At 73.6% G+C, this 23,393-nt stretch carries 19 protein-coding genes and 1 tRNA gene; 8 read left to right on the plus strand and 12 right to left on the minus strand.

The features are described 5' to 3' along the window. Positions 1–104: 104 nt before the first annotated feature. The 8 genes from thrB to argS form a co-directional block, all read right to left on the minus strand. On the minus strand, positions 105–1,007 hold the full coding sequence (gene thrB, locus AB0B02_RS20785; RefSeq protein ID WP_281937632.1) for a homoserine kinase: 903 nt from the start codon (positions 1,005–1,007) through the stop codon (positions 105–107). A gap of 135 nt (positions 1,008–1,142) precedes the next feature. Then, positions 1,143–2,375 carry an MFS transporter gene (locus tag AB0B02_RS20790; protein ID WP_357302587.1) on the minus strand — a complete coding sequence of 411 codons (1,233 nt, stop codon included), beginning with the start codon at positions 2,373–2,375 and terminating at the stop codon, positions 1,143–1,145. Positions 2,376–2,384: 9 nt separating this feature from the next. Beyond that, positions 2,385–3,206 (minus strand): polysaccharide deacetylase family protein, encoded by an 822-nt coding sequence (locus AB0B02_RS20795; protein WP_281937635.1) that lies wholly within the window; start codon positions 3,204–3,206, stop codon positions 2,385–2,387. A 124-nt stretch (positions 3,207–3,330) separates the two neighbouring features. Beyond that, positions 3,331–6,573: an efflux RND transporter permease subunit gene (locus AB0B02_RS20800; protein ID WP_357302590.1), complete on the minus strand. Its 3,243-nt coding sequence runs from the start codon at positions 6,571–6,573 to the stop codon at positions 3,331–3,333. Positions 6,574–6,661: 88 nt separating this feature from the next. Beyond that, entirely contained in the window at positions 6,662–7,711 is a 1,050-nt protein-coding gene (gene thrC, locus AB0B02_RS20805) for a threonine synthase (RefSeq protein WP_281937640.1), read from the minus strand. A gap of 112 nt (positions 7,712–7,823) precedes the next feature. Next, complete coding sequence (locus AB0B02_RS20810) at positions 7,824–9,128, minus strand: homoserine dehydrogenase (RefSeq protein ID WP_281937642.1); 1,305 nt, start codon at positions 9,126–9,128, stop codon at positions 7,824–7,826. Further along, positions 9,125–10,510, minus strand: a complete 1,386-nt coding sequence (gene lysA / locus AB0B02_RS20815) for a diaminopimelate decarboxylase (RefSeq protein ID WP_357302595.1) — start codon at positions 10,508–10,510, stop codon at positions 9,125–9,127. The genes AB0B02_RS20810 and lysA overlap by 4 nt, the downstream gene beginning before the upstream one ends. A gap of 6 nt (positions 10,511–10,516) precedes the next feature. Next, positions 10,517–12,184, minus strand: a complete 1,668-nt coding sequence (gene argS / locus AB0B02_RS20820) for an arginine--tRNA ligase (RefSeq protein WP_281937646.1) — start codon at positions 12,182–12,184, stop codon at positions 10,517–10,519. A 99-nt stretch (positions 12,185–12,283) separates the two neighbouring features. Here argS and AB0B02_RS20825 point away from each other — a divergent pair, with 99 nt between their 5' ends. The 4 genes from AB0B02_RS20825 (at position 12,284) to AB0B02_RS20840 (ending at position 14,802) form a co-directional block, all read left to right on the plus strand. Continuing rightward, on the plus strand, positions 12,284–13,117 hold the full coding sequence (locus tag AB0B02_RS20825; RefSeq protein ID WP_281937647.1) for a DUF3105 domain-containing protein: 834 nt from the start codon (positions 12,284–12,286) through the stop codon (positions 13,115–13,117). A gap of 10 nt (positions 13,118–13,127) precedes the next feature. Continuing rightward, positions 13,128–13,802: a DUF305 domain-containing protein gene (locus tag AB0B02_RS20830; protein ID WP_281937649.1), complete on the plus strand. Its 675-nt coding sequence runs from the start codon at positions 13,128–13,130 to the stop codon at positions 13,800–13,802. Between the two features lie 153 nt (positions 13,803–13,955). Beyond that, positions 13,956–14,651, plus strand: coding sequence for a winged helix-turn-helix domain-containing protein (locus AB0B02_RS20835; protein WP_281937651.1), 696 nt, complete (start codon positions 13,956–13,958; stop codon positions 14,649–14,651). Between the two features lie 76 nt (positions 14,652–14,727). Beyond that, positions 14,728–14,802: transfer RNA gene (locus AB0B02_RS20840), tRNA-Arg, on the plus strand. Between the two features lie 47 nt (positions 14,803–14,849). Here the strand turns inward: AB0B02_RS20840 and ligD are convergent. After that, positions 14,850–15,809: a non-homologous end-joining DNA ligase gene (gene ligD, locus AB0B02_RS20845; RefSeq protein ID WP_281937653.1), complete on the minus strand. Its 960-nt coding sequence runs from the start codon at positions 15,807–15,809 to the stop codon at positions 14,850–14,852. 398 nt (positions 15,810–16,207) lie between these two features. Here ligD and AB0B02_RS20850 point away from each other — a divergent pair, with 398 nt between their 5' ends. The 3 genes from AB0B02_RS20850 to AB0B02_RS20860 are packed head-to-tail and all read left to right on the plus strand — an operon-like array spanning position 16,208 to position 19,369. Next, positions 16,208–16,558 (plus strand): helix-turn-helix domain-containing protein, encoded by a 351-nt coding sequence (locus AB0B02_RS20850; RefSeq protein ID WP_281938575.1) that lies wholly within the window; start codon positions 16,208–16,210, stop codon positions 16,556–16,558. Positions 16,559–16,603: 45 nt separating this feature from the next. Then, complete coding sequence (locus AB0B02_RS20855) at positions 16,604–17,149, plus strand: TetR/AcrR family transcriptional regulator (RefSeq protein WP_107157101.1); 546 nt, start codon at positions 16,604–16,606, stop codon at positions 17,147–17,149. A 36-nt stretch (positions 17,150–17,185) separates the two neighbouring features. Continuing rightward, positions 17,186–19,369: an MMPL family transporter gene (locus tag AB0B02_RS20860; protein WP_357302602.1), complete on the plus strand. Its 2,184-nt coding sequence runs from the start codon at positions 17,186–17,188 to the stop codon at positions 19,367–19,369. Between the two features lie 48 nt (positions 19,370–19,417). Here the strand turns inward: AB0B02_RS20860 and AB0B02_RS20865 are convergent, their stop codons facing one another. Further along, entirely contained in the window at positions 19,418–20,674 is a 1,257-nt protein-coding gene (locus AB0B02_RS20865) for an erythromycin esterase family protein (RefSeq protein WP_281937657.1), read from the minus strand. A gap of 81 nt (positions 20,675–20,755) precedes the next feature. On the opposite strand from AB0B02_RS20865, the gene AB0B02_RS20870 reads away from it, so the two are divergent. Beyond that, a complete protein-coding gene (locus AB0B02_RS20870; RefSeq protein ID WP_281937659.1) occupies positions 20,756–20,950 on the plus strand; it encodes a DUF2795 domain-containing protein in 195 nt (64 codons plus the stop codon). Between the two features lie 62 nt (positions 20,951–21,012). On the opposite strand, the gene AB0B02_RS20875 is transcribed toward AB0B02_RS20870, so the two are convergent. Both AB0B02_RS20875 and AB0B02_RS20880 read right to left on the minus strand, forming a co-directional pair. Continuing rightward, complete coding sequence (locus AB0B02_RS20875) at positions 21,013–22,662, minus strand: molybdopterin-dependent oxidoreductase (RefSeq protein WP_357302607.1); 1,650 nt, start codon at positions 22,660–22,662, stop codon at positions 21,013–21,015. 31 nt (positions 22,663–22,693) lie between these two features. Continuing rightward, positions 22,694–23,323 (minus strand): fasciclin domain-containing protein, encoded by a 630-nt coding sequence (locus tag AB0B02_RS20880; protein WP_357302610.1) that lies wholly within the window; start codon positions 23,321–23,323, stop codon positions 22,694–22,696. Between the last annotated feature and the right edge of the window lie 70 nt (positions 23,324–23,393).

Genomic DNA, 23,393 nt, shown 5'->3' on the forward strand with positions numbered 1-23,393 from the left:
GGGGGTGCGCCGAACCGCAGGAAGATCGCATGCTTCGCGGCTGTGCTCGGTCTAGAGGGTAATCAACTCTTCCGACCTGCGGCAACAGGGTCCCGCTCGGCGTGTCAAAGTGTACCCCGGAAAACCCGGGCTCCGCTGACATCTGTCGGCAACTCCCACCGGCGCCATTCTGTTCCCGGCTCGAAGCCCGCCGGCACGTCGGAGAGCGCCAGCACGGTCGGGCCCGCCCCACTGATCACGGCAGCCACACCCGCCGCACGCAGCGCGGCGACCAGCCGGGCGCTGGCCGGCATCCCCGGGGCCCGCTGCTCCTGGTGCAGGCGGTCGACGGTGGCCGGCAGCAGCAGAGCCGGGTCGGTGGTCAGCGCGTGCACCAGCAGCGCGGCCCGGCCCGCGTTGGCCGCGGCGTCGGCGTGCGGCACGGTGGCCGGCAGGGCGGCCCGGGCCGCCGCGGTCAGGCCCCGCTCGGCCGGCACGAAGACGGTGGGCCGGACGGCGGACGCCACCGGCAGCGAGACCGCCCGGGCGCCGGACGACTCCGTCCAGGCGATCGTGAAGCCGCCGAGCAGGCACGGGGCCACGTTGTCCGGATGCCCCTCCAGCTCCGCCGCCAGGCGCAGCGTGGCCGCGTCGTCCAGCCGCTGCCCGCCGTCGACCACCAGCGCGCGGGCCGCCAGCACCCCGGCCACGATGGCCGCCGAGGACGAACCGAGACCACGGGCCTGCGGGATCCGGTTGACGCACTCCAGCGCCAGGCCGGCGGGCTGCGCGCCCAGCACGTCGAACGCGGCCCGCATGGCGGTCACCACCAGGTGCCGGTCGTCCGCCGGCAGCTCACCGGCGCCCTCGCCGGTGACCACCACCCGGACGCCGCCGCCGGTCACCTCGGCCGTCACGTCGTCGTGCCGGCCGAGGGCCAGCCCGAGCGCGTCGAACCCGGGGCCGAGATTGGCGCTGGTCGCGGGCACCCGGACCCGGACCGGACCGGAGGCGAAAGTCGTCGGCACCGGCTCATGCTAGGGCCTGGCACCGACACCGCGGCGGACCGCCCGCAGCGTGGGACCGCCGGACGGACCGCCCGTCCCGCCGCACCCGCTCGCCGCCGTGGAACGACAGGATCACGCGGGCCAGCAGCACCTCGGTCAACCGGCCGGCGGCTGCGCCGGGTCGGTGAGCGACAGCCGCCGGGTGGCGAACCGCCAGCCGATCGCGTAGACCACGGTGACCAGGCCGCAGCCGGCCAGCACGGTGCGCTCGTCCACCCGGTCCACCACCAGCGCCACCACCAGCTGGCTGAGCGCGATGGCCAGCGTGGCGAGCATCATGTCGGTGGCGAAGACCCGGCCGCGCAGCCGGTCCGGCACCTCGCCCTGGAGCGCGTAGTTGGACAGCACCCAGTTGCTTCCGCCCCCGAGGTGGGCCAGGAAGACCAGCACCAGCACCAGCGGGAACCAGGACACCGCCGAGGCCCCCAGGTAGGCCAGGCCGTACGTCGACATGGACAGCGCCAGGCCGGTGAGCAGCCAGGCCCGGTTGCTGAGCACCCGGCGCATCAGGATCGGGCCGACCAGCGCGCCGGCCCCCCGGGCGGCGAACAGCAGACCGGCGCCGACCGCCCCGACCCCGTACACGCCGGCCAGCAGCGGGAAGACGGTCAGCACGCCGTTGCCCAGGCCGACCGCCGACTTCACCGTCACCAGCGCGAGCACGCGCGGCCGGCGGGCGATGTAGCCGAGCGCCTCGCGGATCGCCGCCGAGGGGCGCGGCACGCCCGCCGCCGGGTCCCGGGGCGCCTGGAGGGGCCGCCGGATGAGCGCGGCCAGCGCCGCCGCCCCGGCCAGGCCCGCCGCGGCCACCCAGAAGCAGGCGTACGGGCCGGCGGCGGCGCTCAGGATGCCGCCGAGCGAGGCGCCGACCACCGCCATCGTGCCCCAGGCCGAGCCGGCGACCGCGTTGGCCGCCGCGAGGTCCACCGGATCGACCACGTTGGGCAGCGCGGCCTGGGCGGCCGGCGAGTAGAACGCCTTCGCCACGGCCACGACCGCGATGGCCAGCAGCGCCAGCCAGGCGGTCCCGGCGCCCCGCACACCGAGCAGCAGCAGGATGCCGGCGAACGCGGCCACATTGGCCGCCATCATCACCTTGCGGCGGTCGAACCGGTCGGCGACGGTGCCCGCGTACGGGAGCAGCAGGGCGGTGGTGCCGGTGTCCACGGCCAGCACCAGCGCGCCCCAGATCCCGCTGCCGGTCAGCTCCGGCAGCAGTACGAGCAGCGGCACCATGACGAACCAGTCGCCGCCGAAGACCACCAGCTCGGCGAGGAACAGGTTGCGGAAGTCGCGGTTGCGGACGAGGACCGAGAGGGTGGGTGACACGCCGGCACCCTATCGGGCGGCTCCCGGGGCGGCGGTGCGACGCAGCAGGTCGGAAACGGTGACGAACGCGTAGCCCCGGGCCCGCAGCCCGGCGATCATGTCGGGCAGGCCGCGGAGCGCGACCAACCGCCGCTCGTCGCCGACGTCGTGGCCGAGCAGGATGGTGCCGGGCCGCACGTCGGCCACGATGCGCCGGGCGTGCCCGGCCGGGTCGTGCGGGAACTCGCTCTCCACCATCTGGAGTGTCCAGAGCACCAGCCGGTAGTCCAGTTGGGCCGCCGCGTACAGCACCGCCCCGCCCAGGTGCCCCCAGGGCGGGCGGAGCAGCCGGGGCGCCGTGCCGGTGGCCGCGGTGATCGCGTCGTGGCTGCGGCGCAGGTCGTCGTGGACCGCCGCGGCGTCCATCCGGGCCAGGTCGTGATGCGCCCAACTGTGGTTGCCCACCTCGTGGCCGCCCATCCGGCCGCGCACCAGCGCGGCGTGCCGGCGGGCCCGCTCCCCGACCAGGAAGAACGTGGCCGGCACCCGGTGCTCGGCCAGGGTGTCCAGCACCATCGGCGTCCACTGTGGCCGTGGCCCGTCGTCGAACGTCAGCGCCACCAGCGGCTCACCGGTGCGGACACCCCACACCACCTGCACGCCGCCCCCGCCGACGTCCTGGCGGCGGTTGCCGAGCGTCGCGCTGGCCGGGCCGCCCGCCAGCGGCAGCCGGCGGTCGGCCACCCACGTGCTCTCCAGGGTCGCGGCGGAACCCATCGCGGCACCGCCGAGCAGCAGCGCCGACCGGCGCAGCAGCGCTCGGCGACCCCACCGGCCCCTGCCGTCCGCCATCGCGCCCCCGCACCCAAAGTAGGCACCAGCTCACCGAGCGTACCGCCTAGCGAGGCACTACCGGGGGGAGGTGTTAGGCGGGGGCCCCGCTTATGCAGAAAGCGTTAAGCGGGGCCCCCTCCTTTCACTCGGTGGGGGGAAGGGGGGAACGGCGGCTCTTCGGCAGCCGGAGCACCTCGAACTGGTCGGTGCCGTCGACCAGCGCCCCGGACGGGCGGGCCGGCGGCTCGGGCGGACCGTCCCCGCCGCCCACGGTCACCGGCGTCGGGGCCTCGGCCCGCTCGACCGGCTCGGCCGGGCCGGTCGGCTCCGGCACGCCCCGGCGGCGGTCCCGGCGGTCCCGGAACGAGCCCTTGGTGCGCTCGACCATGGTGTAGAGCGTCGGCACCAGGACCAGCGTCAGCAGCGTCGAGCTGAGCAGACCACCGATCACCACGATCGCCAGCGGCTTCGAGATGAACCCGCCCTCACCGGTCAGCCCGAACGCCATCGGCAGCAGCGCGAACACGGTGGCGACCGCGGTCATCAGAATCGGTCGCAGCCGGCGCCGGCCGCCCTCGACCACCGCCTCGGTGACGCCCATGCCCTGTGCCCGGTACTGGTTGATCAGGTCGAGCAGCACGATCGCGTTGGTCACCACGATGCCGACCAGCATGAGCACGCCGATCAGCGCCGGCACGCCCAGCGGCGTCCCGGTGGCCAGCAGCAGCGCGATCGCGCCGGTCGCCGCGAACGGCACCGAGATCAGCAGGATCAGCGCCTGGGTCAGGCTGCGGAACGTGGCCACCATGATCAGGAAGACGATCGCGATGGCGGCCAGCACCGCCAGGCCGAGGTCCGCGAACGCGTCCGCCTGGTCGGCGCTCACCCCGCCGATGACGTACGTGGCACCCGGCACGTCCAGCGCGTCCAGCTTCTTCTGGAGCTCAGCCGTGGTGGCGCCGAGGTTCGAGCCGGTGGCCGTGCCGGTCACCGAGACGCTGCGCTCGCCGTCGATCCGGGTCACCTGCTGCGGCCCGTCGACCTGGTTGACGTCGGCGATCGCGTCCAACGTCACCGGCCCCACCCGCAGCGCCCGCAGCTCCGCCACGCTCAGCGGCGGCTTCGCCCCGCTGCTCAGCACCACGTCCTGCGCCGTGCCGTCCAGCGTGACCTGGCCCAGCGGCACCCCCCGGTACGTCTGCGCGACGAGCTGCCCGACGGCCGCCTCGGTGAGACCCGCGCGGGCCGCGGCGACCCGGTCCACGGTCACCTCGACCCGGGGCACCCGGGTGGCCAGGCCGCTGGTGACGTCCTCGACGCCGGAGGTGCCGGCCATCGCGGCCCGGACCTCCTCCGCCGCTCGGGTCAGCGTCTCCTGGTCGGCGGCCTGCACCACCACCTCGACCTGGTTGGCCGAGGCGTCCTGCCCGCCGCCGAAGGTCAGCTCGCCGACCTCCGGGCCGAGCGCGTCGAACTCCTTGCGCAGCGTCTCCCGCACCGCCTTGGCGTCGGTGTCGCCGGCCAGCGCCAGCGACCAGGAGGCGCTGTCACTGCCGCCGCCCCCGGCCCACGGGTTGTCCCCGCCGCCGGCGCTGACCTGGTAGGTCTCCACGCCCGGCGTACGCTTCAGCACCTCCTCGACGCGGGCGGCAGCCCGGTCGGTGCCGGTGAGCCCGGTGCCGGCCGGCATCTCCTGCCGGATGGCCAGGGTGTCCTGGCCGGAGTCGTCCAGGAAGTTGGTCTCCAGCTTCTGCGCCAGGCCGAACGTGCCCAGCAGCACCAGCAGGCCGAGCGCCACGGTGGCCCACCGGCTCTTCCGCGACCGGGTGGCGAAGCCGATCACCGGCAGGTACGCCCGCTGGAGCGGGCTGCGCAGCTCCTTCTCCTCGGCGGCGCGGCGGGCGGCCTCGTCGTCCGCGCCGCGGCGCGGCCGGAGGAACCAGTACGCCAGCACCGGGATCACGGTCAGCGACACCAGCAGCGAGGCGAGCAGGGCCACCGTCACGGTGATCGCGAACGGCGCGAAGAGCTGCCCGACGAAGCCACCGACCAGGGCGATCGGCGCGAAGACGGCGACCGTGGTCAGCGTGGAGGCGGTGACCGCGCCGGCCACCTCGCGGACCGCGGCCAGGATCGCGTCGCGTTTCTCCTCGCCGTACTCCAGGTGCCGTTTGATGTTCTCCAGCACCACGATGGAGTCGTCCACCACCCGGCCGACCGCGATGGTCAACGCGCCAAGCGTGAGCAGGTTCAGCGAGTAGTCGCCGGCCCAGAGCACGATCAGCGCGACCAGCACCGACAGCGGGATGGAGACCGCGGTGACCACGGTGGACCGCACCGAGAGCAGGAACACCAGGATCACCACCACGGCCATCAGCAGGCCGAGCAGGCCCTCGGTGGTGAGACTCTCGATGGACCGCTCGACGAACGGGGCCTGGTCGAAGACGACGGTCAGCTCCGCGCCGGAGGCGGTCCGCAACTCGGCCAGCCGGTCGCGGATGTCGTGCGAGATGCCGACCGCGTTGCCGTCCGGGCTGGCGGTCACCGCGATGCCCAGGCTCGGCTTGCCGTTGGTGCGGGTGAACGACGTCGCCGGGGCGAGCTGCTGCTCCACCCTCGCCACGTCACCGAGGCGCACCGGCGCGGCCGGCGCGGTGGTGAGCACGATGCCCCGCAGGTCGTCCACCGTGCGGATCGGCGTGCCGACCTGCACCGGCAGCGACCGGTCGCCGTCGGCCAGCGCGCCGGCGGGCACCGCCACGCCGTTCGACTTGAGCGCCGACGCGATGGCGGTCGGGGCCACCCGGGCGGCGGCCAGCTTCGCCGGGTCGGGCGTGATCGTCACCACCTGGTCGCGGGCGCCGGTGACGTCCACCGAACGGACGCCGTCCAGCCCTTCCAGCTCCGGCACCACGGTGGCGCGCAGCTTCTCGGCCAGCGCCCGCTCGTCGCCGTCGCCGGTCGCGGCGACCACCACCGCGGGCAGGTCGTCGGTGCTGCCGGCGATCACCTGCGGGTCGACGCCCTCCGGGAGCTGGGCCCGGTTGATCGCGGTCTCCATCTTGTTGACCACGTCGTCCAGGTCGGTGCCGAACTCGTACTGCACCTGGACGGTGGCCGCGCCCTCGCGCGAGGTGGAGGTGACCTTCTCCAGCCCCGGGATGCCCTGGAGGCTGTTCTCGATCGGCTCGGCGACCTGGGACTCGACGATCTCGGGGGCGGCGCCCGGGTACGGCGCCACGATGAACGCCGCCGGGAATTCCAGCGAGGGCAGCAGCTGCTGCTTCAGCGACGGCACGGCGAACGCGCCGAACGCCGCGGTCACCAACGCGATCAGGGCGATCAGGCCCCGGTTGGCAAGACTGAATCTGGCGAGCAACGACATGGGCGTTGGTCACTCCTGGGAAGGGGTCTGCGGGGTGCCCTGAGTCTGCCGCACCCGGTCCCGCTCCCCGCCTGCGGGGCGGGTGGGTTCAGGCCAGGTCGAGGGAGCGGGCGGCGGCGAGGGCGTCGTTGGCGATGGTCACCGGCGCCGGGGCGGTCGAGATGGCCCACTCCGGGTCCTTCAGGCCGTGGCCGGTGACCGTGCACACCACCCGCGACCCGGCCGGCACCTGGCCGGCGGCGGCCTGCTGAAGCAGGCCGGCCACGCTGGCCGCGCTGCCCAGCTCGACGAAGACGCCCACCTCGCGGGCCAACAGGCGGTACGCGGAGAGGATCTCCCGGTCGGTGACCGAGGAGATCAGCCCACCGGAGGCGTCCCGCGCGTCGACCGCCTTCGTCCAGCTCGCCGGGTTGCCGATCCGGATGGCGGTGGCGATGGTCGACGGCTCGGGCACCACCTGGCCGGTGACGATCGGGGCCGCGCCGGCCGCCTGGAAGCCGAACATCCGGGGGGCCTTCGTGGCGTTGCCGTCGTGCAGGTCCTCGGAGTAGCCCATCCAGTAGGCGGTGATGTTGCCGGCGTTGCCGACCGGCAGGCAGTGGATGTCCGGCGCGTCGCCGAGCGCCTCGACGATCTCGAAGGCGGCCGTCTTCTGGCCGTGCAGCCGGTACACGTTCACGGAGTTGACAAGCGCGACCGGGTAGTCCTGGGCGAGCTTGCCGGCCAGCGCCAGGCAGTCGTCGAAGTTGCCCTGCACCTGGAGCAGCTTCGCGCCGTGCACCAGCGCCTGGGCCAGCTTGCCCAGCGCGATCTTGCCCTGCGGCACCAGCACCGCGCAGGTGATCCCGGCGCGGGCCGCGTACGCGGCGGCCGACGCGCTGGTGTTGCCGGTGGAGGCGCAGATGATCGCCTTGTCGCCGCCCTCGACCGCCTTGGAGACGGCGAGCGTCATGCCCCGGTCCTTGAACGAGCCGGTCGGGTTCGCGCCCTCGACCTTGAGCCACACGTCCGCGCCGACCCGGGCGGAGAGCACCGGCGCCGGCAGCAGCGGCGTGTTCCCCTCGTGCAGCGTGACGACCGGCGTGGCGTCGGTGATCGGCAGCCGGTTCCGGTACGCCTCGATCAGCCCTCGCCACATGTCGCGCTCCTCGCCTCTCCCGCCCCGGTCCGGGGCCCGCCTCAAGCGTGGACCAGCCTGCCCGACCGGTCACCGGCACACTCCGACCTAACCATCAGGCGGGACGCCGGGGTTACGCGCCGCCCTCGACCCGCAGCACGCTGGTGACCGACCGGACGGTGTCCAGCCCGCGCAGCTCGCGCACGGTGGCCGCGAGCGCGGCGTCCGGTGCGACGTGGGTGACGATGACCAGCTCGGCGTCGCCGCCGGCGGGGCCCTGCCGGACGGTGGCGATGGAGACCTCGTGCCGGGCGAACACCCCGGCCACCGACGCCAGCACACCCGGCCGGTCGGCCACGTCGAGGCTGATGTGGTAGCGGGTGAGCGCCTCTCCCATCGGCCGCACCGGCAGGTCCGCGTACGCCGACTCGCTGGCCGCGTGCACGCCGGCGAGGCGGTTGCGGGCCACCGCCACCACGTCGCCGAGCACCGCGCTGGCGGTCGGCGCCCCGCCCGCGCCCCGGCCGTAGAACATGAGCTGCCCGGCGGCGTCCGCCTCGACGAAGACCGCGTTGAACGCGTCGCCGACGCCGGCGAGCGGATGGCTCAGCGGGATCATCGCCGGGTGCACCCGGACGTTGACGGTCTCGCGGCCGGCCGTGTCGGCGCCCCGGGCCGCGATGCAGAGCAGCTTGATCGTGCAGCCCATGGCCTTGGCGCTGGCCACGTCCGCGGCGGTCACCTCGGTGATGCCCTCGCGGTGCACGTCGGCGGCGGTGACCCGGGTGTGGAACGCCAGCGAGGCGAGGATGGCGGCCTTGGCGGCGGCGTCGAAGCCCTCCACGTCGGCCGTCGGGTCGGCCTCCGCGTACCCCAGCTCGGTGGCCTCCTCCAGCGCCTCGGCGAACCCGGCGCCGGTGGCGTCCATGGCGGAGAGGATGAAGTTGGTGGTGCCGTTCACGATGCCGGTGACCCGGGTGATCCGGTCGCCGTGCAGCGACTCGCGCAGCGGGCGCAGCAGCGGGATGGCCCCGGCGACGCTGGCCTCGTAGTAGAGGTCGGCGCCGCCCTCGGCCGCCGCGTCGTGCAGCGTGGCGCCGTCCTCGGCGAGCAGCGCCTTGTTGGCGGTGACCACGCTCTTGCCGGCGCGCAGCGCCTCGACCAGCCAGCCCCGGGCCGGCTCGATGCCGCCGACGACCTCGATCACCACGTCCACGTCGTCGCGCTTGATCAACCCGAGCGCGTCGGTGGTGAACAACGCCGGGTCGACCGGCAGGTCGCCGCGGTCACGGCCGAGCCGGCGGACGGCGATGCCGGCGATCTCCAGCGGGGCGCCGATCCGGGCGGCGAGGTCGGCCGACTGCGCGTGCAGCAGCCGTACGACGTCGCTGCCGACCGTGCCGCAGCCGAGAAGTGCCAAGCGAACCGGTGAGGTCATCCCACGTCCAATGCGAGCAGGTCGTCTTCGGTCTCCCGCCGAACGATCACCCGGGCGTGACCGTCACGCACGGCGACGACCGGGGGCCTCGGCACATGGTTGTAGTTGCTGGCCATGCTCCGGCAGTAGGCCCCCGTGCCGGGCACCGCGAGAAGATCTCCGGGCTGCACGTCGGCGGGCAGGAATTCATCCTTCACCACGATGTCCCCGGACTCACAGTGCTTTCCCACCACGCGGGCGAGCATCGGCACCGTGGAAGACGCGCGGTTCGCCAGTGTCGCCGAGTACGACGCGTCGTAGAGCGCGGTGCGGATGTTGTCGCTCATCCCCCCGTCCACGCTGACGTACGTCCGCAGGCCGTCCACGTCCTTCACCGTGCCCACCTCGTAGAGCGTGAACACGGCCGGGCCGACGATGGCGCGACCCGGCTCGACCGAGAGGTGCGGCACGGCGAGGTTCTCCGCCGCGCACTCGCCGTCGACGATCTTGCGGAGCCGCTTGGCCAGCTCGTGCGGGGACGCCGGGTCGTCCTGCGTGGTGTACGCGATGCCGAAGCCGCCGCCCAGGTCCAGCTCGGGCAGCTCCACGCCGCGGGCGTCGCGGATCTGCGCCTGGAGGGCGAGCACCCGGCGGGCGGAGACCTCGAAGCCGCTGGCGTCGAAGATCTGCGAGCCGATGTGCGAGTGCAGCCCACGCAGCTCCAGCACGTCCTCGTCGAGGATCCGGAACGCGGCCGTCGCGGCGGCGCCGCCGGCGAGGGAGAAGCCGAACTTCTGGTCCTCGTGCGCGGTGGCGATGAACTCGTGGGTGTGCGCCTCCACGCCGACGGTGACCCGGACCAGCACCTTCGGGCGGACCCCGCGCTCGCGGGCCAGCTCGGAGAGCCGGTCGATCTCGGTGAACGAGTCGACGATGATCCGGCCCACGCCGGCGTCCACCGCCCGGGTCAGCTCGGCCACCGACTTGTTGTTGCCGTGGAAGCCGATCCGTTCCGGCGGCATCCCGGCCGAGAGCGCGGTGGCCAGCTCACCGCCGGTGCAGACGTCGAGGAACAGGCCCTCCTCGGCGATCATGCGGACCACCGCGCGGCAGAGGAACGCCTTGCCGGCGTAGTAGACGTCCGCGTCTGGAAAGGCGGCCCGGAACTCGCGGCAGCGTCCGCGCAGGTCGTCCTCGTCCAGCACGTACGCCGCGGTGCCGAACTCGGCGGCCAGGTCGCGGACGTCCAGGCCGGCGACGGTCAGCGCGCCGGCCGGGCCGCGCGCCACGTGGCGCGGCCAGAGCTGCGGCACCAGGGCGTTGACGTCGACCGGGGTGCGCAGCCAGGCGGGCCCCCGGTTGCCGATGTCGCCGTGCAGGGCGCCGGCCTCATGCGCGCGCACCGGGGATCACATCCTTTCCGGCGCGGAGACGCCGAGCAGGCGCAGGCCGTTGGCGATGACCACCCGGGTGGCGTCGTTGAGCCAGAGCCGGGCCCGGTGGGTGTCGGTGATCTCCTCGTCGCCCTGCGGCGCGATCCGGCAGTTGTCGTAGAACCGGTGGTACGCCTGCGCGACGCTCTCCTCCAGGTAGCGGGCGATCCGGTGCGGCTCGCGCAGCTCGGCGGCGGTGGCCACCACGGCGGGGAACTCGGCGAGCGCCTTGAGCAGCTCGTTCTCCTTCTCGTGGCCGAGCAGCTCGGGGCGGAACGCCGTGGCGTCGGACCGGGTCAGCCCGATCTCGGCGGCGTTGCGGGCCACCCCGGCCGTGCGGGCGGCCACGTACTGGACGTAGTAGACCGGGTTGTCGTTCTTGGCCCGGGTCCACAGCTCCACGTCGATGTCGATCGGCGAGTCGGCCGAGTAGCGGGCCAGCGCGTACCGGGAGGCGTCCACGCCGATCGCGTCGACCAGGTCCTCCAGGGTGACCACGGTGCCGGCCCGCTTGCTCATCCGCACCGGGGCGCCGTCGCGGACCAGGTTGACGAGCTGGCCGATGAGGATCTCCAGGTTGCGCGCCGGGTCGTCGCCGAAGCAGGCGGCCATCGCCTTCATCCGGCCGATGTAGCCGTGGTGGTCGGCGCCCAGCATGATCACGACCCGCTCGAAGCCGCGCTCCCGCTTGTCCAGGTAGTAGGCGCAGTCGGCGGCGAAGTAGGTCCACTCACCGTTGGACTTGCGCAGCACCCGGTCCTTGTCGTCGCCGAAGTCGGTGGTGCGCAGCCAGGTCGCGCCCTCGGACTCGAAGACGTGCCCCTGCTCGCGCAGCCGGGTCAGCGCCGCCTCCAGCTCGCCCCGGTCGTGCAGGTCCTTCTCGTTGAAGTAGGTGTCGAACTCCACCCCGAAGTCGCGCAGCGAGGACTTGATCTCGGCGAACATGAGCTGGACGCCCTCGACCCGGAACACCTCCTGGGCGGCGTCGTCGGTCAGCTCCCGCACCTCGGGCCGGCGCCGGACCACCTCGGCGGCGATCTCCGCGATGTACGCCCCGCCGTAGCCGTCCTCCGGCGCCGGCTCGCCCTTGGCGGCGGCCAGCAGCGACCGGGCGAACCGGTCGATCTGCGAGCCGGCGTCGTTGAAGTAGTACTCCGTGCCCACGTCGGCGCCGGTGGCGCGCAGCAGGCGGCTGAGCGCGTCGCCGACCGCCGCCCAGCGGACCCCGCCGATGTGCACCGGGCCGGTCGGGTTCGCCGAGACGAACTCCAGGTTGATCCGCTGCCCGGCCAGGGTGTCGCTGCTTCCGTACGCCGGCCCGGCCTCGACGATGACCTTGGCGAGCTGGCCGGCGGCGGCCGCGTCGAGCCGGATGTTCAGGAAGCCGGGGCCGGCGATCTCCACCGACTTGACCCCCGGCGCGTTGCCGAGCTGCTCGGCCAGCGCGGCGGCCAGCTCCCGCGGCGGCACGCCGACCTTCTTGCTGAGCTGCAACGCCAGCGTCGAGGCGTAGTCACCGTGATCGGGGTTACGGGGTCGCTCGACGGTGGTCTGCGCGGGCAACGCGGCAGGGTCCAGCCCCCGCTCGTCGAAGACGGCGTGGGCTGCGGCGAGGACGACCTCGGCGAGTTCTGCGGGAGTCACCGAACCATGTTATCGGGGGTAGACTCGGGCACCGCGGCGGCGACCCAGCATGTGAACAGGCCCCCGCGCTCCCCTGACCGACCGACCTGACGAGGCACGATGAGCATCAGCACCCCGGGCGGCCCGGAACGCCGTCCCACCGTGGTCAGCACCGGCAAGAAGCCGGCCGCCGGCCGGCCCGCGGCTGCCGAGAAGCCCGCCGGCAAGGCCGGCGCGACCAAGCCCGGCGGCGGCAAGGGCCCACGGGCGGGCGCCGGGGGCAAGGGCCGCAAGCCGGTCACCCCGGTCAAGGTGAGCCAGGGTCGCTCGTGGGGCCCGATCGCCCTCTTCGTCGCGGTCGGCGTGCTGGCCGTCGGCATCATCGGCATCGGCGCCTGGGCGGTCTACCAGGGCGCCCAGCCCTGGCAGAAGCGGGCCGACGCGATCGACGGCATGGTCGACTTCCGCAAGAAGGACAAGAACCTGGTCAAGGGCGGAAACCACCAGCCCGGCGCGATCAAGTACGACGTCTCCCCGCCGGTCGCCGGCCCGCACAACCAGGCGTGGCAGAACTGCATGGGCGACGTCTACGACGCCCCGATCGCCAACGAGCACGCGGTGCACAGCCTGGAGCACGGCACGGTCTGGATCACCTACCGCCCGGACCTGCCGGCCGACCAGGTGGCGAAGCTCAAGAGCAAGGTGCAGGGCAAGGAGAAGCTGATGCTCAGCCCGTACGAGGGGCTGGACAAGCCGATCTCGCTCCAGGCCTGGGGCTTCCAGCTCAAGGTCGACAACGCCGACGACGGCCGGATCGACGAGTTCATCAAGACGCTGCGGGTGAACGCCTCGATCGAGGGCCCGAACGCCCTCTGCGACCAGGGCGTGACCGCCACCGGCACCACCCCGCGTGACAACCTCCAGCAGAACATGCCCGAGCAGCCCACCCAGTGAGGACGCCGCGATGACCGCCCCGGTGACCACCGACAGCGAGCTCGACGAGGCCCCGGCCGCCGACGAGGGCGGCCGGCCGGCGGCGCGCCGTTACGGCCTGCTGGCCCTGGCCGCCGCCGTCGTGGTCGGGCTGCTCCTCGGGTACGCCGGCGGCCTGCTCACCCCGACGCTCACCCGCCCGGGCCAGAACTCGGCCGAGGCCGGTTTCGCCCGGGACATGACCGCCCACCACAACCAGGCGGTGGCCATGGGTCTGCTGGCGTTCCGCCAGGGGCAGGACGCAGAGGTCCGCCAGGTCGGGGTGGACATCGCCACCGGGCAGCAGGGCGAGATCGGCACCATGCAGACCTGGCTGCGCTCCTGGAAGCTGGACCCGACCGGCGACCAGGCCCCGATGGCGTGGATGCCGGACGGTGCCGGGCTGGTCAGGAACGGCCTGATGCCGGGCATGGCCACGCCCGAGGAGATGGCGAAGCTGCGGGCGGCGAGTGGTCGCGAGTTCGACGTGATGTTCCTGAAGATGATGATCCAGCACCACATCGGCGGGGTCCACATGATCGACGGCATCCTCGCCGAGGGGCACGACGACGACGTGCTGGCGGTCGCCCAGGTCATGAAGAACACCCAGCAGAACGACCTGGCCAACCTCACCGCGGCGCTCAAGCGCCTGGGTGGCACGCCCTGACGGTCCCGCCCTCCGCTCACCGGAGCCCGCGTCGCGCCCGTGACGCGGGCTCCGACATGTCCGGGCCCAGCAACTTTGCCCGTTATGTCGGTTCGTAGACTTTTTCTACCCACATATCGTGACCAGTTGTGATTCGGGGTCGTTGCGCAGGACGTGGGGGTTGCACTCAGAGACGCAGGGCGGTCGGTGACCAGCTGGTGCCGACGCCACACCATCGGCGGTGACGGAGCGGTGGCAGCCGTCCGTCGCGGACTGCGGCAGGGCGAGCCGGGAACGCTCAGCCGCGAACAAGAACTCGAACTGATCGACGTGCTGCGGGGCGTCCACCCGGACGAGTTCGGCCTCGACGAGGAGCTGTGGACGCGGCAGAGCCTGACCACGCTCATCGAACGCCGGTTCGCGCTGGCCATGGACGCCGGCACCGTCGGGGCGTACCTCCGGGCCTGGGGCCTGGGCCCCCGCGAGCCGCGCGAGCGGGCCTGCGGGCTCTGCGTGGGCGCGGTCGAGCGGTGGGTACGCAGCGAGTACCCGGCGATCACCCGGGCGGCCCAGGAGCACGCGGCGGAGATCTACTGGCTCGGCCGGGTCCGGCTGCGCGGCACCATGCCAGCCGCCGACGTGGTCTCGGCGGTCTCCTCGCGGGGGCGGGTGCGGTTCATGGTCACCACGCCGTCGGTGGACCCGCCGCTGCCCCGGGACTTCGTCCTGCGGCTCAGCGGCGCCGACCAACGCCCCGTGCACCTGATCGTGGACGGCTCCTGGCCGCGCAACGAGTGGCCCCGACGACTGCCCCGCCGCATCGCGCTGCACCCGCTGCCGAGCTGCGGTCGCACCGTCGCCGCCGCCTGACCGGCGAAGATCGACTCGCGGGCGATACCGATTCGGTGATCCGGGAAGGGGTTTGCTACTCTTCTCGGGTCGCTGAGCCCCCGTAGCTCAGGGGATAGAGCACCGCCCTCCGGAGGCGGGGGCGCAGGTTCGAATCCTGCCGGGGGCACCAGACATCTCGAAGCCCGGGCCGCCGCGCCCGGGCTTTCGCGTTGCCGGTCAGCCGGCCTCCCGGCGGGCCCGGGCCCGCCGCTTGCCCTCGTGCATCGCCTGGACCCGGGCCACCGGAATGGTCCGCCCCTCGGCGACCAGCTCCGCCGGCAGCGACTGCGGCGCGGGCAGCGCCTCGGCCCACGGGTCGCGGTCGCCGAGCAGCGCGGGCACGGTCTTCACGGTGAAGTCGGCGGGCGTCGCCGACTCCAGGTCGGCCCAGCCGATCGGGTACGACACCGGCGCGCCGGGCCGGATCCGCGGGCTGTACGCGGCCACCACCGTCGCCCCGTGCGCGCGGGTCGAGTCCACGAAGACCCGGCCCCCGCGGTCGGCCACGATGAACGCGGTGGTGGCCAGCGCCGGGTCGAGCCGTTCGGTGTGGGCCGCGAGCGCCCGGGTCGCGGCGGCGGCCTCCTCGGCCGTGGTCTCCGGCGTCACCGGCACGATCACGTGCAGGCCCTTCGCGCCGCTGGTCTTGACCGCACCGGCCAGCCCGGCGTCGCGGAGCGCCTGCCGCACCAGCAGCGCGACGCGTACCGCCGCGCCGAACGTCTCCCCCTCCGGCGGGTCCAGGTCGAGCACCAGGTGGGTCGGGTGCTCGACCTGTCCGGCGTGGGCCAGCGTGGGGTGGTACTCCACCGCCCGCTGGTTGGCGAACCAGAGCAGCGTCCGCCGGTCGTCGCAGAGCGCGTACGAGATGCGCCGGTGCGACGCCTCCGCCCAGACCTCGGTGCGGCGCACCCACTCCGGCGTGTACTTCGGCAGGTTCTTCTGCATGAACGGCTCCTGGCCGGGCCGGACCCGCAGCACCGACAGCGGCCGGTCGCGCAGCTCCGGCAGGATCCGCCCGTGCAGCGCGTCCAGATAGTCGACCAGGTCACGCTTGGTCGCGCCGGCGGAGTCGAACAGCGGCTGGTCCAGGTTGGTCAGCGAGATCCCGTCCCGGGTCTCGTCAGCGGCGCCCATCCGACCACCTTCCCGGCCCGGCGGCGGCTCGGCAACCCCGACACGGCGCCGGCGTGACGGCCCGCTCGGGGGCGGGTGTCCGAACTCCCGCTGGCGAAACGTCGAACGCCTGGGTGATGCGCCACCACGCTACGAACTTGATGGCGTGAACGGGTCATCGGCGGCTGATGCATTCATGCCATCAAGTTCGTAGGCGGGAACAACCCAGGTCTTCACCGGCCCGGCACGCGGTAGCCGTACGCACTCCGGGCGGTCGGCTGCCACTTGTGACGCATGATGGTCACCGAGGCTCCCGTCGGGGCCGAGCGGAAGGAGCCGCGGTGACAACCCAGGACGACCGGTGCGCGTCCGACCCGGCCGGCCGGACCGCGGACGGGACGCAGGCGCGGGCCTGCACGGTGCGGGAGGCGCTGGACCGGGTCGGCGGCAAGTGGAGCATCGGCATCCTGATCGCCGCCTCGACCGGCCCGGTGCGCTTCACCGAGCTGGAACGGCGGGTGGAGGGCATCAGCCGGCGGATGCTCACGCTGACGTTGCGCAACCTGGAGCGCGACGGGCTGCTGGTCCGGCACGTGCATCCGACGGTGCCGCCGAGGGTGGAGTACACCGCCACCCCGATGGCCCGGGAGCTGTACGAGTCGCTTGTCGCGCTCACCCGCTGGGCGGAGCGGCACCGCGAGTCGATCAGCGCGGCCCGGACCGCGTACGACCGGGAGCATCCTGTGGCGAAGCCCACCCGATCCGTCTGACCGATCGGTCAGGTGCTGACCGATCGGTCAGGCATGCTGGAGGGCATGGCACGCGCTACCCCGGCCACCCACGACGAGCTGCTCACCGCCGCGGCCCGTCGGTTCGCCGTCACCGGCTACAAGGGCACCTCGCTCCAGGACATCGCCCGTGAGGTGGGCTGTTCCAAGGCCACCGTGCTCTACCACTTCGCCAGCAAGGACGCTCTGCTCTGCGAGCTGATGGCCCCGGCCATCGCGATGCTGGAGGCACTCGACGCCCGGCTCGCCGACCTCACCGGCGCGCCGGCGCAGCGGGCCGCCGCCGAGGGCTTCGTCGACCTGGCGGTCCGCTTCCGCCGGGAGATCGCGCTGCTCCGGGGCGAGTTCCCGGACCTGCTCCAGCAGCCGGCGTTCGCGCACATCCAGCAGATCTCCGAACGGCTGATCGCCGCGTTCGCCGGCTTCTCCGACCGGCCGGTGGCCCGCGTCGCCGCGCTTGTCGTGCTGGCCGGCATCGCCGAGACCTGCGGCGAGTTCCTGGACATCCCCGACGAGGAGCTGCGACCCGCGCTGCTCGCCGTGGCGCACCGCGCGCTCGAACCCACCACCTGATCCCACCAGTTCGCACCCGAGGACGAAGGAAGGTCCATGGCGACCCTGCTGTACCGGCTCGGCCGGGCATCCCTACGCCGACGGCGACTCGTCGCCGTCGTCTGGCTCGTCGTACTCGTCGGCCTCGGCCTGGCCGCCGCCACGCTGCGGGGCCCGACGGCGAGCAACTTCACCATGCCCGGCACCGAGTCGCAGCAGGCCATCGACCTGCTCGCCGACCGGTTCCCGGCGGCCAGCGGCGCCACCGGCACCATCGCCGTCAAGGCGCCGCAGGACGGCGCGCTCACCTCGCCGGCCGGCCAGGCGGTGGTCAAGCAGGTCACCCAGGAGGCGGCCACGCTGCCCGGCGTGGTCGGCGCGATCGACCCCTACCAGGCGCAGGCGCTCACGCCGGACGGCCGGTACGCGCTGATCCAGGTGCAGTTCGCCGGTCGCGCGGACGACGTGACCACCGAGCAGCGCGACGCGTACGAGAAGGTCGGCCAGCAGGCCGAGGCGCAGGGCTGGCAGATCGCCCCCGGCGGCGAGGTGCTCAACGGCGAGCCGGAGGTCGGCTCGACCGAGGCGCTCGGTGTGCTGGTCGCGGCGATCGTCCTGGTCATCACGTTCGGCTCGCTGGTGGCGGCCGGGATGACCATGCTGAACGCGCTGATCGGCGTCGGCGTCGGCATGGCCGGCCTGTTCGCGCTCAGCGGCGCGGTGGAGCTGACCAGCACCGCCCCGATCCTGGCGCTGATGCTCGGCCTGGCGGTCGGCATCGACTACTCGCTGTTCATCACCTCCCGGCACCGGCAGAACCTGCTCGACGGGCTCTCCCCCGAAGAGGCGGTCGGCCGCGCGGTCGGCACCGCCGGCTCCGCCGTGGTGTTCGCCGGCGCGACGGTGGTGGTGGCGCTGGCCGGCCTGGCCGTGGTGGGCATCCCGTTCCTCACCGTGATGGGTCTGGCCGCCGCCGGCACCGTCACCGTGGCCGTGCTGGTGGCGATCACGTTGGCCCCGGCGCTGCTCGGCTTCGCCGGCCGCCGGGTGCTGCCGCGCAAGCTCCGCAACCGCGAGGCGGTCGCGGACCCGGGCACCGGCTCGGAGGACCGCTCCGGCTTCGGGTTCCGCTGGGCGAACTGGGTGACCCGGTTCCGCATCCCGGTGATCCTGGTCGGCCTGCTCGGCCTCGGCCTGCTGGCGATCCCGTCGCAGGACATGCGTCTGGCGCTGCCGGACGCCTCCACCGCCGCCGAGGGCACCCCGGCCCGGGTCAGCAACGACCTGATCCGGGAGGGCTTCGGCCCCGGTTTCACCGGCCGGCTCGCGGTCGTGGTCACCGCCGACTCGCCGCAGGCCACCCAGGCCGCCGTGCCGCAGGTCGCGTCGCTGATCCAGAAGACCGACGGGGTGCTGGCGGTGGCTCCGCCGCAGCTCGACCCGTCCGGCCGCACCGCGCTGCTCGGCGTGATCCCGAAGACCGGGCCGACCGACGAGAAGACCGAGGAGTTGGTGCACGACATCCGCCGGCAGGTCGGCGGCATCGGCAACGCCGAGGTGCTGCTCACCGGCGTCACCGCGATCGGCATCGACGTGTCGGAGAAGCTCTCCGACGCGCTCCCGGTCTACCTGCTGCTGGTGGTGGGCCTGTCCGTGCTGCTGCTGATGCTGGTGTTCCGGTCGATCCTGGTGCCGGTGAAGGCGGCGCTCGGGTTCCTGCTCACCGTGGCGGCCACGTTCGGCATCACGGTCGCGGTGTTCCAGCAGGGCCACCTGGCCGGGCTGCTCGGCGTCGACACGCCGGCGCCGCTGGTCAGCTTCCTGCCGATCCTGCTCATCGGCATCCTGTTCGGCCTGGCCATGGACTACGAGGTCTTCCTGGTCTCCCGGATGCGCGAGGACTTCGTGCACGGGGACACCGCGCGCCAGGCCACCATCAACGGAATGGGGCACGGCGCCCGGGTGGTCACCGCTGCGGCGCTCATCATGATGTCGGTGTTCGGCGGCTTCGTCTTCCTGGACGACCCGATCATCAAGTCGATGGGCTTCGCGCTCGCGATCGGTGTCGCCATCGACGCGTTCGTGGTCCGGATGACCATCGTCCCGGCGGTGATGTCGCTGCTCAACAACGCCGCCTGGTGGCTGCCGCGCTGGCTGGACAAGCTGCTGCCCAACGTGGACGTCGAGGGCGAGGGCCTGCGCGCCCACCTAGCCAACCGCGAGCCCGCCCCGGTGAAGTGAAAGGAGGGGCCCCCTGTTAACGCCTCGTGCATAACAGGGGGCCCCTCCTCACACTCCGGCGGGATACGTCTCCATCTCGCCCGGTGTCACCAACGCCGGCAGCGGGTGCAACGCGGTCGTCTCGTCGCACCAGACGAACGCGTCGTACCGCTCCCCCAGCCGGGTCGGCACGTAGTTGCCCCACGACTCGAAGCTCGGGTCGTACACCACACCGACGGCCCGGTGGTCCGCCTCCCCGGTCACCCACTCCGGCTCGTCCGGGCCGCCGAAGACCAGCACCGCCCGGTCCGGCATCAACTCGTGCAACAGGTGCTCCACCGACCCCTCCCGGGCCGGCGGCACCATCATCGTCTCGGCCGGGGAGCCCCAGCGCGGGGCGGCGATCACGCTGCCCCGCCAACTGCCGAAGCCGATCAGCGCCACCGCGTCCCGGCCGTGCCGTTCCCGACCGAGCTGACCGATGTTCACCATGCCGTCCGCCGCCATCTCGGTGGCCCGCGCGTCGCCGACGTGCGTGTTGTGCGCCCAAACGACGCCGCGCGCGTCCGGCCCGTAACGGTCGAGCAGCCGGTCCAGCGTGTCCGCCATGTGGATGTCGCGGACGTTCCACGACTCCGGACCGCCGCCGATCATGGCCCGGTAGTACCGTTCCGCGCCGGCCACCACCTCCGCGTTCTGCCAGGCCGAGAAGCGGTCCGGGCCGTCCGCGGCGGCCTGTTCCCGGGTACGCGCCAACAACCGGACCACCTCCTCCTCGCACCGGGCGGAGACGAACCGGCTGGCCAGGCCGTACTCCTCGGCCTGCTTGCCGTACGGCTCGAAGCAGCGGTACGCCTCCTGGGCCGCCTCCAGCGACGCCGGGTCCTCCTCGCCCAGGTAGTCGAAGATGGCCTGCATCGACTCCCAGAGCGAGTAGACGTCGAGGCCGTGGAAGCCGGCCCGCTCCGCTTCCGGCCGCTCCAGGTTCCAGGCGCGCAGCCACCGGCAGAACCGGGCCACCTCCGCGTTCGCCCACATCCAGGTGGGCCAGCGTTCGAACCGCTCCAACGCGACCATCGGATCGGCCAGTCCGCCCGGTGCACCCACCACCGAACGGTGCACCCGGTCGCAGTCCGGCCAGTCCCCCTCCACCGCGACGAAGTCGAACCCCTGCTCGGCGATGAGCCGCCGGGTCAACTGCTCGCGCAGGCGGTAGTAGTCGTAGCTGCCGTGCGTCGCCTCGCCGATCATCACGATGCGGGCGTCGCGGACGCGCTCCAGCAGCGGGTCGAAGTCGCTCGGTGCGCCGAGCCGCTGAACCAGCATGTCCGCGGCTACCCGGGCCCCGCCGGGGCAAACCGCCGTCGGGACCGGCATGCCGCGCCGCCCAGCGGGTAGCCGCGCGACATGACCGTCAGCGGCGCGCAGTTGCAGGAGTTCGTCTCCGGACTCGACTACCCGGTCTCCCGGGAGGACCTGGTCCGCTGGGGCCAGGAGAACGGCGCCAGCACCGAGACGCTCCAGATGCTCCGGACGTTGCCGGCCGAGGAGTTCGACACCCCCGCCGAGCTGGGCGAGGCGCTGGCCCCGTTCACCGGTTAGGCCACCTCATGCCAAGCGGGGCGCCCGCCTCTACCGGAGGCGTTAACCGGGGGCCCGGCCTTTCACCGCACAGTGAGGGTGATGGTGTGGTGGCCGGTGGCGCCGTCGGGGAACGGCGGGCGGCGTCGCTCGGGCTGCGTCGCGCCGGTGCCGTCGGTGGCGCGTACGCGCAGGGTGTGCGGGCCGGCCGGGGCGGGCCAGGCGTAGCGCCACTGCACCCAGGTGTCGGTGGAGGCGGTGGGCAGCAACTCGGCCGCCCGCCACGGGCCCCCGTCCACCGACACCTCCACCGCCGCGATGCCCCGGTGCTGGGCCCAGGCCACTCCGGCCACGGTCACCGGCCCGGCGGGAAGACGGGCGAACGGCGCGGGCCGGTCGATCCGGGACGCGGTCTTCACCGGCGCCTCCCGCGCCCAGCCCCGCCGCACCCAGTAGGCGTCGAAGGCGTCGAACGTGGTCACCTCCAACTCGGTGACCCACTTGCACGCGCCCGCGTAGCCGTACAGGCCGGGGGTGAGCATCCGGACCGGGAAGCCGTGTTCGAACGGCAACGGCGCCCCGTTCATGCCGAGCGCGAGCATGGCGTCCCGCCCGTCGAGGAGCGTCTCGATCGGCGTGCCGATGGTCATGCCCTCGTCGGAGCGGGCGACGAGTTGGTCGGCGCCGGCCCGGATGCCCGCCGCCCGCAGCAACGGGGCGAGCGGCGCGCCGAGCCACCGGGCGGTCCCCACGTACGGGCCGCCGACCTCGTTGGACACGCAACTCAGCGTGACGTCCCGCTCGATCAGGCTGCGGTCGAGCAACTCGGCGAAGCTCACCTCGACCGGTCGCGCCACCAGGCCGTGCAGCCGCAGCCGCCAGGCGTCCACGTCGAGCCGGGGCACGGTGAGCGCGGTGTCCACCCGGTAGAACTCCCCGGTCGGGGTACGGAAGCCGGGCGCCACGCCCGCGGGCACCGGCCGGGCCGGCGAGGCCGGCGCGGGCAGCCGCACGGACTCCCGGGACCGGGCCGCGTCGGCCACGTTCAGCCGGCGCAGCACGGCCGCGCCGGCCCCGGCGAACACGGTGCCGGCGGCGACAAGCGTCGCGTTCCGCACCACCGTCCGCCGGGTGGTCCCGCCCGCCGATCCTGAGCCGCCCGAGCCGCCCGCACCAGGGCCGCCCCTGCCTGGGGCACACCTCTCAGGACCACCCACCCGGGCGGAACCGGCCGCGCCGCCCCCGGACGCCGCCCGGCCCACCCCCACCGGGTCGGCGGCGGCGTCCGGAGTGTTCGGGGCGGCCGGCAGGCCGGGCAGGGGCAGCCGGCGCAGCAGGCCGGCGGCCACCGCGGCGCCGGCCAGGGCCGGCAGTGCGTCGATCGGGCGGGCGTCGGGTCGGGTCAGCGCGGCGCCGACGCCGGCCAGCCCGAGCACTGCCGGCCCGAGCAGGCCGAGCGCCGGGCGGCGACGGGCGGCGATCCCGGTCAGCGCGGCCAGCAGCGCCAGCGCCAGCCCGATGCCGCCCAGCAGCAACGGCTTGTCGTACGTGCCGAACGTGCGCACCGCCCACTCCTTGACCGGGGTCGGCGCACCGTCCACGACGGTGCCGCCGACCGCGACCAGTGGCGCCGACTGGGGGCGGACGGCGGTGGCGAGCAGTTCCGCGACCGCCACCCCGGCGGCGGCCACGAGCAGGCCCGTCCCGGCGGCCGCCAGGGTACGGCGGATCATCGGTCTCTCCTCTCGCCGAGCGCCGGCCGCGTCAGGACTTCGGCATCAGGACCGAGTCGACGATGTAGACGGTCGCGTTGGCGGTCTGCACGTTGCCGCAGATCACCATGGAGTTGCCGTTCACGGTGAACTCGGTGCCACTGCCGGCGACCGTCACCTCGCCGCCCTGGAGCGTCTTGTGCGCGCCGGCGAGCTGGTCCGGGCCGAGCCGACCCTCGACCACGTGGTAGGTCAGCACGTCCGTCAGCATCTTCTTGTCGGCGAGCACCTTGTCCAGGTCGGCCTTGGGCAGCTTGCCGAACGCGTCGTTGCTGGGCGCGAAGACGGTGAGGCCCTGCGCGCTGTTCAGCGAGTCGACCAGGCCGGCCTGCTTGACGGCGGTGACCAGCGTGCTCAGCACCGGGTTGCCGGACGCGGCGGTGGCCACCGGCACCTTGGCCATGGCGGCGAAGCTGCCCGGGTTCGACGCGTCGGTCGGCACCGCCGCGCAGCCGGGGCCGAACTGGCCGTCGGCCATCGCGGGAGCGCTGCTGGCCGGCGCGGAACTCATCGGGGCGCTGCTGGCCGGCGCGGCGGTGTCGGTGTCGTCCCCGCCGCAGGCGGCGAGTCCGAGGCTGAGCGTGGCGGCAAGGGCGACAGCGGTGAGCTTCATGGGACGCATCAGGTAAATCCCTTCAGATGGTGAACTGTCGGTCTGGAAGGGATTCGGTGCCCACCGGCCCGCGGATGGG

Origin of the sequence: Micromonospora sp. NPDC049240 (assembly GCF_040647835.1) — a bacterium.
Taxonomy (GTDB): Bacteria; Actinomycetota; Actinomycetes; order Mycobacteriales; family Micromonosporaceae; genus Micromonospora.